The sequence below is a fragment of the Flagellimonas marinaquae genome, assembly GCF_003992675.1.
GTDB lineage: Bacteria > Bacteroidota > Bacteroidia > Flavobacteriales > Flavobacteriaceae > Flagellimonas > Flagellimonas marinaquae.
Map to the genome: position 1 here is coordinate 168,770 of NZ_RZMZ01000014.1, position 13,899 is coordinate 182,668.

Annotated in this window: 14 protein-coding genes; 12 read left to right on the plus strand and 2 right to left on the minus strand. The window is 43.3% G+C overall.

All coding sequences use genetic code 11. The features are described 5' to 3' along the window. Positions 1-136: 136 nt before the first annotated feature. A complete protein-coding gene (locus tag EO130_RS08315; protein ID WP_127141050.1) occupies positions 137-523 on the plus strand; it encodes a DUF1573 domain-containing protein in 387 nt (128 codons plus the stop codon). A gap of 58 nt (positions 524-581) precedes the next feature. Here the strand turns inward: EO130_RS08315 and EO130_RS08320 are convergent, their stop codons facing one another. Then, positions 582-1,925 carry an aspartyl protease family protein gene (locus EO130_RS08320; protein ID WP_127141051.1) on the minus strand — a complete coding sequence of 448 codons (1,344 nt, stop codon included), beginning with the start codon at positions 1,923-1,925 and terminating at the stop codon, positions 582-584. 147 nt (positions 1,926-2,072) lie between these two features. On the opposite strand from EO130_RS08320, the gene EO130_RS08325 reads away from it, so the two are divergent. The 9 genes from EO130_RS08325 (at position 2,073) to EO130_RS08365 (ending at position 10,875) form a co-directional block, all read left to right on the plus strand. Beyond that, complete coding sequence (locus tag EO130_RS08325; RefSeq protein ID WP_127141052.1) at positions 2,073-3,266, plus strand: pyridoxal phosphate-dependent aminotransferase; 1,194 nt, start codon at positions 2,073-2,075, stop codon at positions 3,264-3,266. After that, positions 3,263-4,279, plus strand: a complete 1,017-nt coding sequence (gene murB, locus EO130_RS08330) for a UDP-N-acetylmuramate dehydrogenase (RefSeq protein ID WP_127141053.1) — start codon at positions 3,263-3,265, stop codon at positions 4,277-4,279. The genes EO130_RS08325 and murB overlap by 4 nt, the downstream gene beginning before the upstream one ends. 201 nt (positions 4,280-4,480) lie before the next feature. Then, on the plus strand, positions 4,481-5,047 hold the full coding sequence (locus EO130_RS08335) for an RNA polymerase sigma factor (RefSeq protein ID WP_127141054.1): 567 nt from the start codon (positions 4,481-4,483) through the stop codon (positions 5,045-5,047). Beyond that, positions 5,044-5,805, plus strand: coding sequence for an anti-sigma factor (locus EO130_RS08340; RefSeq protein ID WP_127141055.1), 762 nt, complete (start codon positions 5,044-5,046; stop codon positions 5,803-5,805). Before EO130_RS08335 ends, EO130_RS08340 begins: the two co-directional genes overlap by 4 nt. A 74-nt stretch (positions 5,806-5,879) precedes the next feature. Then, positions 5,880-6,089, plus strand: a complete 210-nt coding sequence (locus EO130_RS08345) for a membrane or secreted protein (RefSeq protein ID WP_127141056.1) — start codon at positions 5,880-5,882, stop codon at positions 6,087-6,089. A 33-nt stretch (positions 6,090-6,122) separates the two neighbouring features. Continuing rightward, positions 6,123-6,683, plus strand: a complete 561-nt coding sequence (locus EO130_RS08350) for an RNA polymerase sigma factor (RefSeq protein WP_127141057.1) — start codon at positions 6,123-6,125, stop codon at positions 6,681-6,683. A 62-nt stretch (positions 6,684-6,745) separates the two neighbouring features. After that, the gene (gene lipA, locus EO130_RS08355) at positions 6,746-7,621 is read left to right on the plus strand and encodes a lipoyl synthase (RefSeq protein ID WP_127141058.1); all 876 of its coding nucleotides are present in this window, start codon (positions 6,746-6,748) and stop codon (positions 7,619-7,621) included. A 24-nt stretch (positions 7,622-7,645) separates the two neighbouring features. Next, on the plus strand, positions 7,646-8,656 hold the full coding sequence (gene gap / locus EO130_RS08360; RefSeq protein ID WP_127141059.1) for a type I glyceraldehyde-3-phosphate dehydrogenase: 1,011 nt from the start codon (positions 7,646-7,648) through the stop codon (positions 8,654-8,656). Next, positions 8,653-10,875: a tetratricopeptide repeat-containing hybrid sensor histidine kinase/response regulator gene (locus EO130_RS08365; protein WP_127141060.1), complete on the plus strand. Its 2,223-nt coding sequence runs from the start codon at positions 8,653-8,655 to the stop codon at positions 10,873-10,875. Before gap ends, EO130_RS08365 begins: the two co-directional genes overlap by 4 nt. On the opposite strand, the gene lpxK is transcribed toward EO130_RS08365, so the two are convergent. After that, positions 10,872-11,870 carry a tetraacyldisaccharide 4'-kinase gene (gene lpxK, locus EO130_RS08370; RefSeq protein ID WP_127141061.1) on the minus strand — a complete coding sequence of 333 codons (999 nt, stop codon included), beginning with the start codon at positions 11,868-11,870 and terminating at the stop codon, positions 10,872-10,874. The two genes, EO130_RS08365 and lpxK, sit on opposite strands and share 4 nt — an antisense overlap. A gap of 48 nt (positions 11,871-11,918) precedes the next feature. Here lpxK and EO130_RS08375 point away from each other — a divergent pair, with 48 nt between their 5' ends. Continuing rightward, positions 11,919-13,013: a Nif3-like dinuclear metal center hexameric protein gene (locus tag EO130_RS08375; protein ID WP_127141062.1), complete on the plus strand. Its 1,095-nt coding sequence runs from the start codon at positions 11,919-11,921 to the stop codon at positions 13,011-13,013. A gap of 5 nt (positions 13,014-13,018) precedes the next feature. Continuing rightward, a complete protein-coding gene (locus tag EO130_RS08380; RefSeq protein WP_127141063.1) occupies positions 13,019-13,798 on the plus strand; it encodes a zinc ribbon domain-containing protein in 780 nt (259 codons plus the stop codon). Positions 13,799-13,899 lie beyond the last annotated feature (101 nt).

Sequence of the window (13,899 nt, forward strand, 5' to 3'; positions counted from 1 at the left end):
TTAATTTTACGCTATTCTTCGGATGAGGGCCAATCCAGAAATACGAAACAAAAATAAGTAACGTTATTCTATAACAAAAGAATTTTGGATGCAGGTATCAAAACATCTACATTTGAAGTTCACCCAAAAACCAAAAATGATGAAAAAAACTGTACTCATGCTGTTTGTAGGGCTCTTATCCTTAGGGGTATATGCTCAAGAGACTGCTAAAATCGAATTTAAGAGCGAGACCATTGATTACGGAGAAATCGAAAGAGGTAGTGACGGTGTCCGTGTTTTTGAATTTACCAACACTGGTGATGTCCCATTGGTAATCAGCAATGTTAGATCTAGCTGTGGATGTACTATTCCCAAAAAGCCGGAAGAGCCCATTATGCCTGGAAAAACTGGTCAAATTGAGGTAAAATATGACACCAATAGGGTTGGGCCCATTCGTAAGGCCATTACTGTGACCTCCAACGCCGACACTCCAACAAAAGTGTTGAAGATCAAGGGGAATGTAAAAAACCCTGGAGCGAAGTAAATAATCTAGAAATGATATATTAAAAGTCCCGAACCATTAAGTTCGGGGCTTTTTGTTTCTAATCATCGTCGAACATCTTTTTCAGGACAAAGGTGAACAACAAGTCCTGATTGTATCGCTCAATGAGAACTTTTATACGCTTCCCTTCCTTTTCATTGATCATTTTAAGGATTTCCTGAAGCTTATATTGATGCACCCGCTTTCCATTTACGGCCAGTATCACATCTCCTTCACGTAGTCCGGCTTCTGCTGCGGGACTTCCGGCACGGATACCAGAGACCACAATTTCGGGGACCAAACTCAGTCTAGTTTTGTTTTCCAACAGGATTTGGACGTTTCCGAAGCTATCGGCTTGATCTTCTTTTACCAATCCATTGGCATCGGCAATACGCTCTGCTATGTACCGAAGCCCATTATGCTGTAAGTCTATCCCAGCCAAATTATACTGGAAAGGTTCATTAAAGTTTCCGTTCTTTTTAAGGGTGACCAGACCTCTGGCATAATCGAATACCATATTGAACCGTTTGAGCACTTCGCCGCCCAAACTTCCGTTAAGATCGCCCAGACTATCCAGTCCTTGAAAGGATTCACGATATGGAAAGGCTACCTTGGCTTCATCCAACTTGAAGTCACCTATCTGAACACCATCGATTTTACTTCGTTTTCCATAAATATCGCCACTAAGGCCCCTCCCCAAGTGATCTTCATAGTTTTTCTCGGGGATTTCCAAACCTTTTTCAGGCTCAGGAAATAGCCATAAGGCATCACTACTTCCTGTATCCACCAATAATTTCACTGGAATATTGGCCGTGTCCTTCATCAGGACGGTTCCTTCCACATAGGCTTTTCGACGTTCTACCGTTAAAGGTATGGTTTGCCTGTTGCGACGTTCCTTGTAGGTGTAAAGTTCAGGGTTATGCAGTTTTAGCTTCTTGCTATTGTAATTAACCTCAACAATAAAGTCCCTAAAAAGATCATATCCCATAATGCCGTGCACCGGTATTCCCAAACTAGTAGAAAAATCGATACCCCTATCCATCACCACATATAAATCCTGTGAATAGTTTTTGGCATCGCCTAAGGTAAAGGAGTTTCCTTTGGAACTTAGTGCCTTCATCGGTTCGCCATCACCAAGACCTCGTATGGTCACTTCCGATACATTATTGATGGGAACGGAATCGGATTGGGACAGGTTAAAGAGGATGGGCTTGCTGACCCCTGAATCCAAAATGAAAGTAAGTTCGACCCCGTTGATCTCCACCGGGATAATAATGAGGTTATTGATAAGCTCAAACCTGATTTTTTGATGCTTTTTGTCGCTGGGCAAAGTAAACCCCTGTGCCAAAATCATATTCGGCACAAATAAAAGAAGCGTAAAAATCAAGGCTATTCTCTTCCACATAAGCAACATCTTTGCATCTCCCTTAAGAAATATACAAATAAAGCCTCATAACTTGCTATAATTTAACATTTTAGTATGCAAGGAATTTATCTTCAAACTTGTTGTTTTCGATACTAGGTTTTCTCATTTTTGCGAAAACTTTAGTACATGCCTAGTATTTCGAACAAAGGGACACAAATGCCCGCATCGCCCATCCGTAAATTGGTGCCTTATGCCGAGGCTGCCAAAAAAAGGGGAACCCATGTTATTCACCTCAACATTGGACAACCCGATATCAAAACACCTAAAGTGGCGCTCGATGCCGTAAGAAACCATACGATTGAAGTGCTTGAGTACAGCATGACGCAGGGGTCGGAGGCTTATCGTAAAAAAATTGCAGGCTACTATGCCAAACAGGACATTTTTGTGGATTCCGAAGATATTATTGTGACCACTGGGGGTTCCGAAGCCTTGTCCTTTGCCATGGGTACCATAATGGACAATGATGACGAAATCATCATCCCCGAACCCTTTTATGCCAATTATAACGGTTTTGCAACGGCAGCTGGGGTAAATGTTAGACCGATAGCCTCTTCCATCGATAATAATTTTGCACTTCCTCCTATTTCAAGGTTCGAGGAGCTCATCACCCCAAAAACCAAGGCCATCCTTATCTGTAATCCAGGGAATCCTACGGGATACCTATACAGCAGGGAAGAAATTCATCAACTGGCAGAACTGGTGAAAAAACATGACCTCTTTTTGGTAGCTGATGAAGTGTACCGCGAATTTACCTATGACGGAAGGGAACACTACTCCATTCTCCAGGTAGAGGGACTAGAGCAACATGCCATTGTGGTGGACTCCGTTTCCAAAAGATACAGCATGTGCGGGGCACGAATCGGATGTTTGATTTCGAAAAACAAAGCGGTAATCGACACAGCGATGAAATTTGCACAGGCCCGTTTATCCCCACCAACCTTTGCACAGATTGCAAGTGAGGCCGCATTGGAAACACCACCATCCTATTTCGAGGAGGTCATTGATGAGTATGTTTCCCGAAGAAATCTATTGATTACCGAGCTCAACAAATTGGAAGGGGTAAAAGTGGCCACTCCCCAAGGTGCCTTTTACTGTGTGGCCGAACTACCTATTGAGGATGCCGACCACTTTGCCCAATGGTTGCTGGAAAGTTTTGAAGTGAATGGAAACACCGTTATGGTGGCACCTGCAGCAGGCTTTTATGCTACACCGGGCCTTGGAAAAAACCAAATTAGAATTGCCTATGTGCTCGAAAAAGAGCAACTTGTAAAGGCCGTGCAAATTTTGGGCAAGGCCTTAACTGAGTATAACAAACAGTGAACATACAGGAAAACATATCCTTAAAAAGCTACAATACCTTTGGTATTGACGTTAATGCTCGGTTCTTTGTTGAGATCACGGGTCTGGTGCAGCTACAAAAAGTATTGGAGCTAAAGGCCTATCCCAAAAAATTCATCATTAGTGGTGGGAGCAATATGCTGCTCACCAAGGATATCGATGCCTTGGTCATGCATATTGGCCTCAAGGGGATCACTGTTGTAGAGGAGGATGAACAGAGCGTAGAGGTTAAAGTGATGGCCGGCGAAAATTGGCACGAACTGGTGCTATGGAGCCTGGAAAGGGGTTATGGCGGATTGGAAAACCTTTCCTTGATTCCCGGTAATGTAGGAACAGCGCCCATTCAGAATATCGGTGCCTACGGTGTTGAACTCAAGGATGTATTTGTGAGCTGTGCTGCCATGGACGTGAAAACAGGCGAACTGGAAGGCTTTGACAACGAAGCCTGCGCCTTTGGATACAGGGATTCTATTTTCAAAAACGAGGCTAAGGACAAATATATTATCACCTCGGTAGTACTAAAGTTGACCAAAAAAGACCATGTGCTCCATACAGGATATGGCTCCATCGAGAACGAGTTAAAGGAAAAGGGCATTGTTCACCCGACCATTCAGGATATTTCGGAAGCAGTGATCGCCATCCGCAGGAGCAAACTGCCCGACCCTAAGGAAATTGGGAATAGCGGGAGCTTTTTTAAAAACCCGGTCATTTCAAAAAAAACTTTTGACCGATTCATCAAAAAACATCCTGAAGCACCTTTCTATGAGGTCGATGACAAAGAATTCAAGATACCTGCTGGCTGGCTTGTAGAACAGTGTGGTTTTAAGGGAAAACGGTTCGGCGATGCGGGTGTGCACGACAAACAGGCGTTAGTGCTGGTAAACCATGGTAACGCTACCGGACAGGAAATTCTTGATCTGAGCAAAAAAATTCAGGAAGAAGTACACAAGCAGTTCAAAATAAAGATACAACCAGAGGTCAATATCATAAAATAACCCTCGCATTGAAGACAATAACGAGGGTTATACCAAACCAAACTAACCAAACTTATGTATATCGAAAAGGGCTGTTACCCTTTGTGTTTCCAAAATCCTACGAGACAAAAAACGCTTTTTCCGTCGTAGCTTTGTCTTATATACGAGATAAATCCTATTTTAGATTTTGGGCGTTCAAAAAAATTGCCAAAACCACCATAAATGAGCACACTGATCGAGAGACATATTGTTTCGCTCCTTGCCGAGAAAGACGACAAGGCGATTTCCCTACTTTACGAAAATTATGGGAATACCTTGTTTGGTGTCGCCTTTAAAGTGGTAAAGGATGAGGATCTGGCCCAAGATGTTCTTCAGGAAAGTTTTATCAAAATTTGGAAAAAGGCAGATACTTATGATGCCTCCAAAGCAAAGCTTTTTACATGGTTGTTTCGCATTGTTCGCAATACGGCCATCGATAAACTGCGAAGCGTCAACAATAAATCCGACAAGGAAATCCAAATCGACGTTTCGGACGTATATAATGTTGGAGTGAAGGCCATTAACCCCGAACATCTGGACATCCAAGAAAACTTGGATAAAATTGAAGATAAGTACAGAATTGTTTTAGAGGCCCTATTTTTTGAGGGAATGACGCAGCAGGAGGCAAGTGATGAATTGGATATCCCTCTCGGTACCATAAAGTCCAGATTAAAAATCGGGCTTAGGGAACTTGGAAAAATTTACGGCACCACCATGTCCTTGCTCTTTATCTCAAATCTATTGTCATGAAGGAGAAAGTAAAATTATTTTTGGAATCCGACACTTTGGAGAAATACCTTTTGGGCGACACCACCAAGGAAGAAACCCAAAAGACGGAACGCTATATTGCCATGTATCCTGAAGTTAGGGAAACCTACGATGAGCTTCAGAAAAACCTGGAAACTTTTGCCAACATGTATGCGCGAAAAACTCCGGAAGGCCTAAGGGAAATCATCCTGGCAAGTGCCAGGAAAGAAACCATGGTCAGTAAAAGGTTCTGGCGCTATGCTGCGGCAGCAAGTATCGCCATCATGATTTTAGCAGGGTCCTCCATCTTCTTCTGGAACCAGAACAAGAGCTTGCAAGAGGAAAACACCATGGTTACCAATCAAATCAAGTATTTGGAAAACAACATGAAGGACCAATTGGCCGATATGAGGAACCAATTTATAGTCCTCAACAATCCCGCTACCAAAAAATATGCGGTAAAAGGCGAGCGCGAGGCCAAGGAATTAAAGGCCATAGCGTACATCAATCCAGTAAAAAAGCTATCCTACATCAACGTGAGCAACGTTCCAGAGCTTCCAGAGAACAAGTGCTTCCAAATGTGGGCAGAGGTGAATGGAGAATTGGTGAACCTAGGAGTAATCAAAAATTTTGATGAAAAGGACAAGCTCCTCGCCCTACCCTACGCTGATAATGCGGTAGGCTACATCACCATTGAGCCGGAAGGTGGCAACACTACCCCATCAGTGGACAACATCGTGGCCAACATCAAATACAACTAAGCCACAGGTCTAAAGAAACCCTAAATGCGCTTGTCTTAACTAGCTATTTTGTACCTTTGTGCAAAAGTTGGATTATGAAGTTAGTATTGGTTACCATTGGACTTTTAGCACTTGCATTTGCAGGTATTGCCATTAAGATTTGGGGCAAAAAGAATGGAGAATTTGCCGGAACCTGCGCAAGCCAGAGTCCTTTTTTGAACAAGGACGGAGAAGCATGTGGATTTTGCGGAAAACTTCCTGAAGAGCAGGACTGCAAGAAAGATACCGTGACTCAGACCCAATAATCCCATTCCTGACAGACACACAAGATTCATTTTTTGGAAAAAACCGACGATTCCATTCAGGAGATTATCCAAAAGGCAAAAGAAGGAAACCAAATTGCCTTTAGCACCCTGGTAGATACTTTTTGGAACGATGTATACGGTTTTCAAGTTCTTCGAACCAAAAATGAGAACGATGCCGAGGACATCACCATCCGCACCTTTTCCAGAGCTTTTGATAAGATCGACACCTACGATGAGAACTTTGAATTTAAGACATGGCTCATCACGATTTCCAAAAACCTCCATGTGGACCTGCTCCGCAAACGCAAGAGAAGTTTGATGGATGAAATGGAATCCCGTGGCGATGAAGTTAAAAAAGTCTTGGACGAAACTCCATCCGTTGAAGACCGACTGATCACCGAACAGAACTTGGCCAATCTGCTGAGGGACATCAAAAAATTGAAACCGCACTATCAAGAGGTCATTAACCTTAGATACTTTCATGAAATGAGTTATGCCGATATTGCCAAAGAACTCAATGAACCAGTGAACAATGTGAAAGTAAAACTCCTTCGGGCCAAAAAGCTATTGGCCGAAATCATCAAAAAAAAGTGACCCCCTCACAAGCATAAAGTTTCCTCTCCAGTTTCGTATCTTTGTAAACCAAAATTAGTTGTATGAGCACAAGCGTAGCAGAAAACGTTCATCCACCCAAAGGAAAACCAAAATGGCTTAGGGTCAAATTGCCTACGGGCAAAAAGTACACCCAGCTTAGGGGCCTTGTGGATAAGTACAATTTGCACACCATCTGTACCTCCGGTAGCTGCCCAAACATGGGAGAATGTTGGGGAGAGGGAACGGCCACCTTTATGATTTTGGGCAACATCTGTACCCGATCTTGCGGCTTTTGCGGCGTAAAAACGGGTCGTCCCGAAACAGTGGATTGGGCCGAACCTGAAAAAGTGGCCCGCTCCATAAAAATCATGCAAATCAAACATGCCGTGCTCACCTCTGTAGATCGTGATGACCTTAAGGACATGGGTTCCATTATCTGGGCGGAGACAGTAAAGGCGGTACGACGAATGAATCCCGATACCACTATGGAAACCCTTATCCCAGATTTTCAAGGGATATCCACCCATTTGGACCGTATCTTAACGGTAGCCCCAGAAGTGATTTCGCACAATATGGAAACTGTTAAAAGATTGACTCGCGAAGTCAGGATTCAGGCGAAATACGAAAGAAGCTTGGAGGTACTGGATTATCTAAAGAAAAATGGTGCCAACAGGACCAAGTCGGGAATTATGCTGGGGCTTGGCGAAGAAGAACATGAAGTAATCGCTACCCTGGAAGATTTACGGAAAGCCAATGTAGATGTTGTGACCATTGGACAATACCTGCAACCTTCCAAAAAACACCTGCCCGTTAAGCAGTTTATTTTACCGGAACAGTTCAAAAAATATGAGGAAATAGGCTTGGAAATGGGCTTTAGGCATGTAGAGAGTGGAGCCTTGGTTCGATCCTCTTACAAAGCGCACAAGCACATCCACTAGCCCAATCACCCCCCTCCCCCGCTTATGAAAAACATTACGGTTGGAATAAATGGCTTTGGGCGCATAGGGAGAACCCTGTTTAGGCTCCTGCGGCAACATCCAAACATACATGTAGTGGCCATTAACGACTTGGCGAACGCCGAGACCTTGGCACATTTGCTCAAATATGACAGCATCCATGGGATGCTCAACACCACAGTAACGCACAAAGACAACTCTATTTTGATAGATGGGCGGGAAATTCCTGTACTCAACTACTCTCACCCAAAGGAAATCGACTGGAAAACACACGGTGTGGACATTGTGGTGGAATCCACTGGGAAATTCAAGACGCGTGAAGATCTCGAAGGACACCTGCATAATGGGGCCAAAAAAGTGATTCTTTCTGTGCCGCCAATGGACGATGCCATTAAAATGGTGGTATTGGGCGTAAACGAAAAAATTATAGCCCCCAACGACGACATCATTTCCAACGCCTCTTGCACTACCAACAATGCTGCACCCATGATCAAGGTCATCAATGAGCTATGTGGTATAGAACAGGCATACATTACCACAGTCCATTCCTATACATCGGACCAAAGTTTGCACGACAGCCCTCACCGAGACCTGAGACGTTCCAGGGCGGCAGCGCAATCCATAATTCCCACCACCACAGGAGCCGCAAAAGCGCTTACCAGCATTTTCCCCGAACTGTCAGATGTGATAGGCGGATGCGGCATAAGGGTTCCCGTTCCGAACGGTTCCCTGACCGATATCACGTTTAATGTGGTCCGAGAAACCTCAATTGAAGAAATAAATGCTACCTTTAAAGAGCAAGCGGAAAGTACCCTAAAAGGCATACTCAACTATACCGAAGACCCTATTGTTTCTATCGATATAAACAATAGTTGTCACTCTTGTACGTTTGATTCTTTGATGACTTCAGTGATCGGTAAAATGGTAAAGATCATTGGATGGTACGATAACGAGACTGGATATTGTTCCAGAATTATTGATTTAATAGATTTACTCATAAAGAAAAACTACGTTTGATTTCAACCTTGGCTAACAAAAGGAACGGCATTACTTCGCTGCTACTGTTGTGCATTTGTCTTTGCACGCAAACCTTTTATGGCCAAAGCATAGGCAACTCAGCATCCGGTGTAAAAACCATTTTTGACGATTTTATGAAGTATCGTCACGAAAACAATGTAGAAAAAGCACTGGAAACCCTCAGCGAAGCTGCCAATATTGCCGAAAGTAACGAAGACTCCAAGTTGTTGCTAGACACCTACCACCAATATGCCCGACTTTTTTTGGAAGAGGGAGATGCAGAAACAGCCATTTTTTATTGGGATAGGGCCAGCATTCTGCTAAAAGATACCTCCTATTCCTACGGTGAGGCCTTTCATTTGTATTTGGACGCAGCACTTCGCTTTGGTGAAGGCAACAATTTTCAAGCCTTAAAACAATTGGAGAAATCCAGAAAGCTGAGCAACAACAGAAACCTTACCAACAATATTTTATTATTGGAAGCACGCATCTATTCCAACATTGAAAAATATGAAGATGCCATAAAAAACCTGCACGCTCTTATCGTAAACTCCGATGACGAAGAACGCGCATTTTTGGCCACTATGGCCAACTTGGAACTTGCCAAAATCAGTGTGGTTCTGGACGATTTGGAGGAAGGAATCATCCATTCCAAAGCTGCTTTGGAACTTGCACAAAAACACGGGTACTCCAAAGAAATCAAAGTTGCCTACGAACAATTGTCCAACATTTACGAAGAAAAGGGCAATTATGGAGAGTCCCTGGTCTATACCAAGGCATTGGCGAAATTAAAGGACTCCGTATTCAATATTGAGAAGGCAAAACTGGATGCCGATACGGCCGATAAAGTGCGGTTCGACCACCAAATGACCGAACTCAATAAACTACAGGCCAAAAACGAAGAGCTTAGCGAATCGAAGAACAGGTCCGAGATAACCGCGATACTGACTTCTGCCTTCTTGACCATAATTTCCCTTTTGGCCGTTTCACTTTTTCGAAACAACCAGATCAAGCTTAAAACCAACGACTTGCTCTACACCAAAAACAAGGAATTGGAGTTGGCAAGGGACGCCGCTGTTTCGGCCATGGAAGCCAAGACCAACTTCTTGTCCACCGTAACGCACGAACTTAGAACCCCACTCTATGCAGTAACAGGGCTCACGCATCTTTTATTGGAGGAAAACCCCTCCGAACATCAAAAAGAACATTTGAAGTCACTTAAGTTTTCCGGTGAATATCTTTTGAACTTCATCAACGATATCTTGCAGATCAATAAAATTGATGCCGAGAAGTTGGAGCCCCTAAACATCGAGTTCAAATTGCACAAAGTGCTTGACGATGTTGTGGAATCGCTGCAACAGAACGCCAATGAAAAGAAGACAGAGCTTATTTTGGATTATGATCCCACCATTCCGAAAAAGTTGATGGGTGACCCCATAAAGCTCTCACAGATTTTCATGAACCTCGTTGGAAACGCCTTGAAGTTTACCAAAAACGGTAAGGTCGAGGTCATTGCCAAAATGTTGAAGAAAGATGAGGACCAAGTAAAATTATATTTTGAAGTTCGCGATAACGGAATTGGTATTTCGGAAGACCAGCAAAAAAATATCTTTGAAAGTTTTGAACAAGGCTCAATCCAGATCAACAGGGAATATGGGGGTACTGGTCTTGGACTGACCATTGTTAAAAGTCTGCTGGGACTATTTGGAACTACCATCCAATTGGAAAGTGAATTGGGCCATGGGAGCTCTTTCTATTTCGAACTGGATTTGGACTACGAAACTAAGGAAGGAGAGGAAATTCCTTTCGAATTGAATGTAGAGGAGTTCCAATTTAAGGGATTGCATGTGTTGGTCGTGGAAGACAATAAGATCAATCAGGTAATCACCAAAAAAATGTTGACCAAAAAAGAAATTACCTGCGATATCGCCAACAACGGTAACGAAGCCATCGATTTGGCCAAAAGCAATACCTACGATGCCATACTGATGGACATTCACATGCCCGGCATTAGTGGTGAAGAGGCCACCAGACAAATACGCAAGTTCGATAAAAACATCCCCATCATTGCCTTGACCGCGATTTCCTTGGACGATAGCTTGGACAGCTTTTATGAGGCGGGATGTAATGATGTGGTCACCAAGCCCTTTAAGCCCGAAGTGTTCTATCAAAAAATCGGGGAGAATATCTTTAAAAGCAAGATGGAAGGTTCCGTTTAAAGCAAAGCGCGGACTGCATCGGTTAAAAAAGCTTCATCCTCGGCAGAAAAACTATGGGCCACCCCCAAGTAAAATAGGTTTTCGACTTTTCCTTGCAGGCGCACAAAATCCTTTTCCGTGGTCAAAATCAAACCCCTATTACTGAAGCGCTCAATCTCCTTGTCGGTAAAGTGGTGATGGTCACCAAATTCAAAGTGCTCAAAATCCAATCCCAATGATTTCAAAAATTGAACCAAAGGCCCTGGGGAGGCGATACCTGTAACCAAAGCAAACTTTTCTTTCTTTAGTCTGGACAATGGAATTCTACCCTCCCGGACATCGAACACAAAATCTCGATATTTAAAAGTTGCAAATAACACTTTTTGATGCCCTTTCGGATTCAGTTTTGCAATAAGCCGGTTTTTATCACTATTTGCCATACCATCAGGACATTTGGTCACCACAATGACATCGGCACGTTTCGCTTCTTTCTTGCCATCCCTTAGATTCCCGGTGGGCAAATACCAATCATCAACATAAGGCTGTTGGTATGTCGTGAGCAAAATGGAGAACGTCGGTTGAACCTTGCGATGTTGGAACGCATCGTCCAACACAATAATCTCGGGTTGGACCAAATTCTCCAACTGTTCAATGCCATTGCGCCTATCGGCATCGACCGCTATGGCAACTTCGGGAAATTTTTGATGGATTTGGTAAGGCTCATCACCAAGATCAAAGACGGTACTTTTTGGTCCAGCCAAATGAAACCCTGTTGACTTTCGCTTATATCCCCGGCTGAGCACGGCCACACGATGATTGGACAGCAATCTCAATACATATTCAGTCATAGGCGTTTTTCCCGTACCCCCCACACTCAAATTCCCTACGCAAATCGTTGGCGTTCTGTATGACTTGGAGGATAAAATTCCCATATCGAACAAAAAGTTTCTCAGGTAAACCACCGCGGCATATACCAACGAAATCGGGAACGCTATTTTCCGAAGCAATTGAAGCATTGGACGAAAATATAATATTTTATCTTTAGGCCACTTAACAATTTTAAAATGACCGTTAACGACATCGCAAAAGTGCTCGAAGAACTGGCCCCACTGGCACATGCCGAAGATTTTGACAACGTAGGGCTTCTCGTTGGAGACCCAAATATGGAAGTCAAAGGAGCTTTGGTGACCCTGGATACCTTGGAAAATGTGGTCGATGAAGCCGTTGCAAAAAAATGCAACCTCATTATTAGTTTCCATCCTATCATTTTTAAAGGGCTCAAAAAATTGACGGGCAGCAGCTATGTGGAGCGTGTAGTATTGAAGGCTATTGCCAACAACATTGCGATTTACAGTATGCATACGGCCCTAGATAATAGTAAAATGGGGGTAAATGCAAAAATCTGCGAAGTTTTGGGCATTCAAAATCCACAAATTTTGATTCCGAGAGCCAAGAGTATCAAGAAATTAACGACGTACGCACCTATTGCCGATGCAGAAAACATCAAAATGGCACTCTTCACAGCAGGTGCAGGAGAAATCGGCAAATACAGCAACTGCAGTTTTAGTTTGGAGGGCACGGGCAGCTTCAAAGCAGAAAGTGGAGCCAACCCAACGATTGGAAAAGTGGGCGAAGTCCATTTTGAAAAAGAGACGCAAATCAATGTCATTTATTCCTTTGAACGGGAGAAATCCATCCTAAAAGCCCTTCTTGAAGCCCATCCGTACGAAGAAGTGGCGTATGAGATAGTGACTTTGGAGAATACCAATCAAGATTTGGGGATGGGCATGATAGGCACTTTGGATGCGGAAATGGAAGAAAGGGATTTTTTGCTCCAGGCCAAAGAGCGGTTAAACGCAAAGGTGGTAAGACATTCCCAACTGTTGGGCAAAAAGGTGCGCAAAGTGGCCGTTTTGGGAGGAAGTGGAGCATTTGCCATTGGAGCGGCCAAGAAGGCTGGAGCGGATATTTTTATCTCGGCGGACATGAAATACCATGATTTTTACCAAGCCGAAAACCAATTGGTAATTGCCGATATGGGGCACTTTGAAACTGAGCAGTTTACAAAAGATTTATTGGTTGATTATCTTACGAAAAAAATTCCTAATTTTGCAGTCTCTTTATCGGAGAGTATAACGAATCCCATCAAGTATTTATAACATATATGGCGAACAAGAAAGAAAGCACTGTGGAAGACAAGTTGAGAGCATTGTACGACCTACAGCTCATTGATTCCAGAGTGGATGAAATCCGCAACGTTAGAGGCGAATTGCCTTTGGAAGTACAGGACTTGGAAGACGAAGTTCTTGGTCTAAAGACCAGAATGGACAAATTGAAAACGGATGTTGAGACCATCAACTACGAAATCACTGCCAAGAAAAACCTGATTGACGAGTCCAAAGCACTGATCAAAAAATACAGCGAGCAGCAAAAGAACGTGAGGAACAGCCGCGAATTCAATTCGTTGACCAAGGAGGTGGAGTTCCAGGAATTGGAGATTCAACTAGCTGAGAAGAACATTAAGGAATTCAAGGCACAGATTGAGCAGAAAAAGGAAGTCATCGCTGCCACCAAGGAAAAATTATCGGAGCGCGAAGGCCACCTAAAACACAAAAAAGGTGAGTTGGATGCCATTCTTGCTGAAACTGAAAAAGAGGAAAAGGCGCTATTGAAGAAATCCGAGGAGTTCGAGGACAAAATCGAAGATCGTTTGATACAAGCCTACAAAAGAATCCGTCAGAACGTGAAAAACGGTTTGGCCGTAGTTCCTGTGGAACGTGGGGCTTCAGGAGGTTCCTTTTTTACCATTCCCCCTCAGGTTCAGGTAGAGATTGCATCGCGTAAAAAAATCATCACCGATGAGCACAGTGGCCGAATTTTGGTCGACCCGCTCTTGGCTGAAGAAGAGCAAGAACGAATGGAAAAGCTTTTTTCCAAAATCTAAACTTGCTTTTAACCACAAAATAAAAAAACCACCCGATCGGGTGGTTTTTTTGTACCGTATTATTTCGAAGAAATAGTTGATGTAGCAACCTATATCTGGTG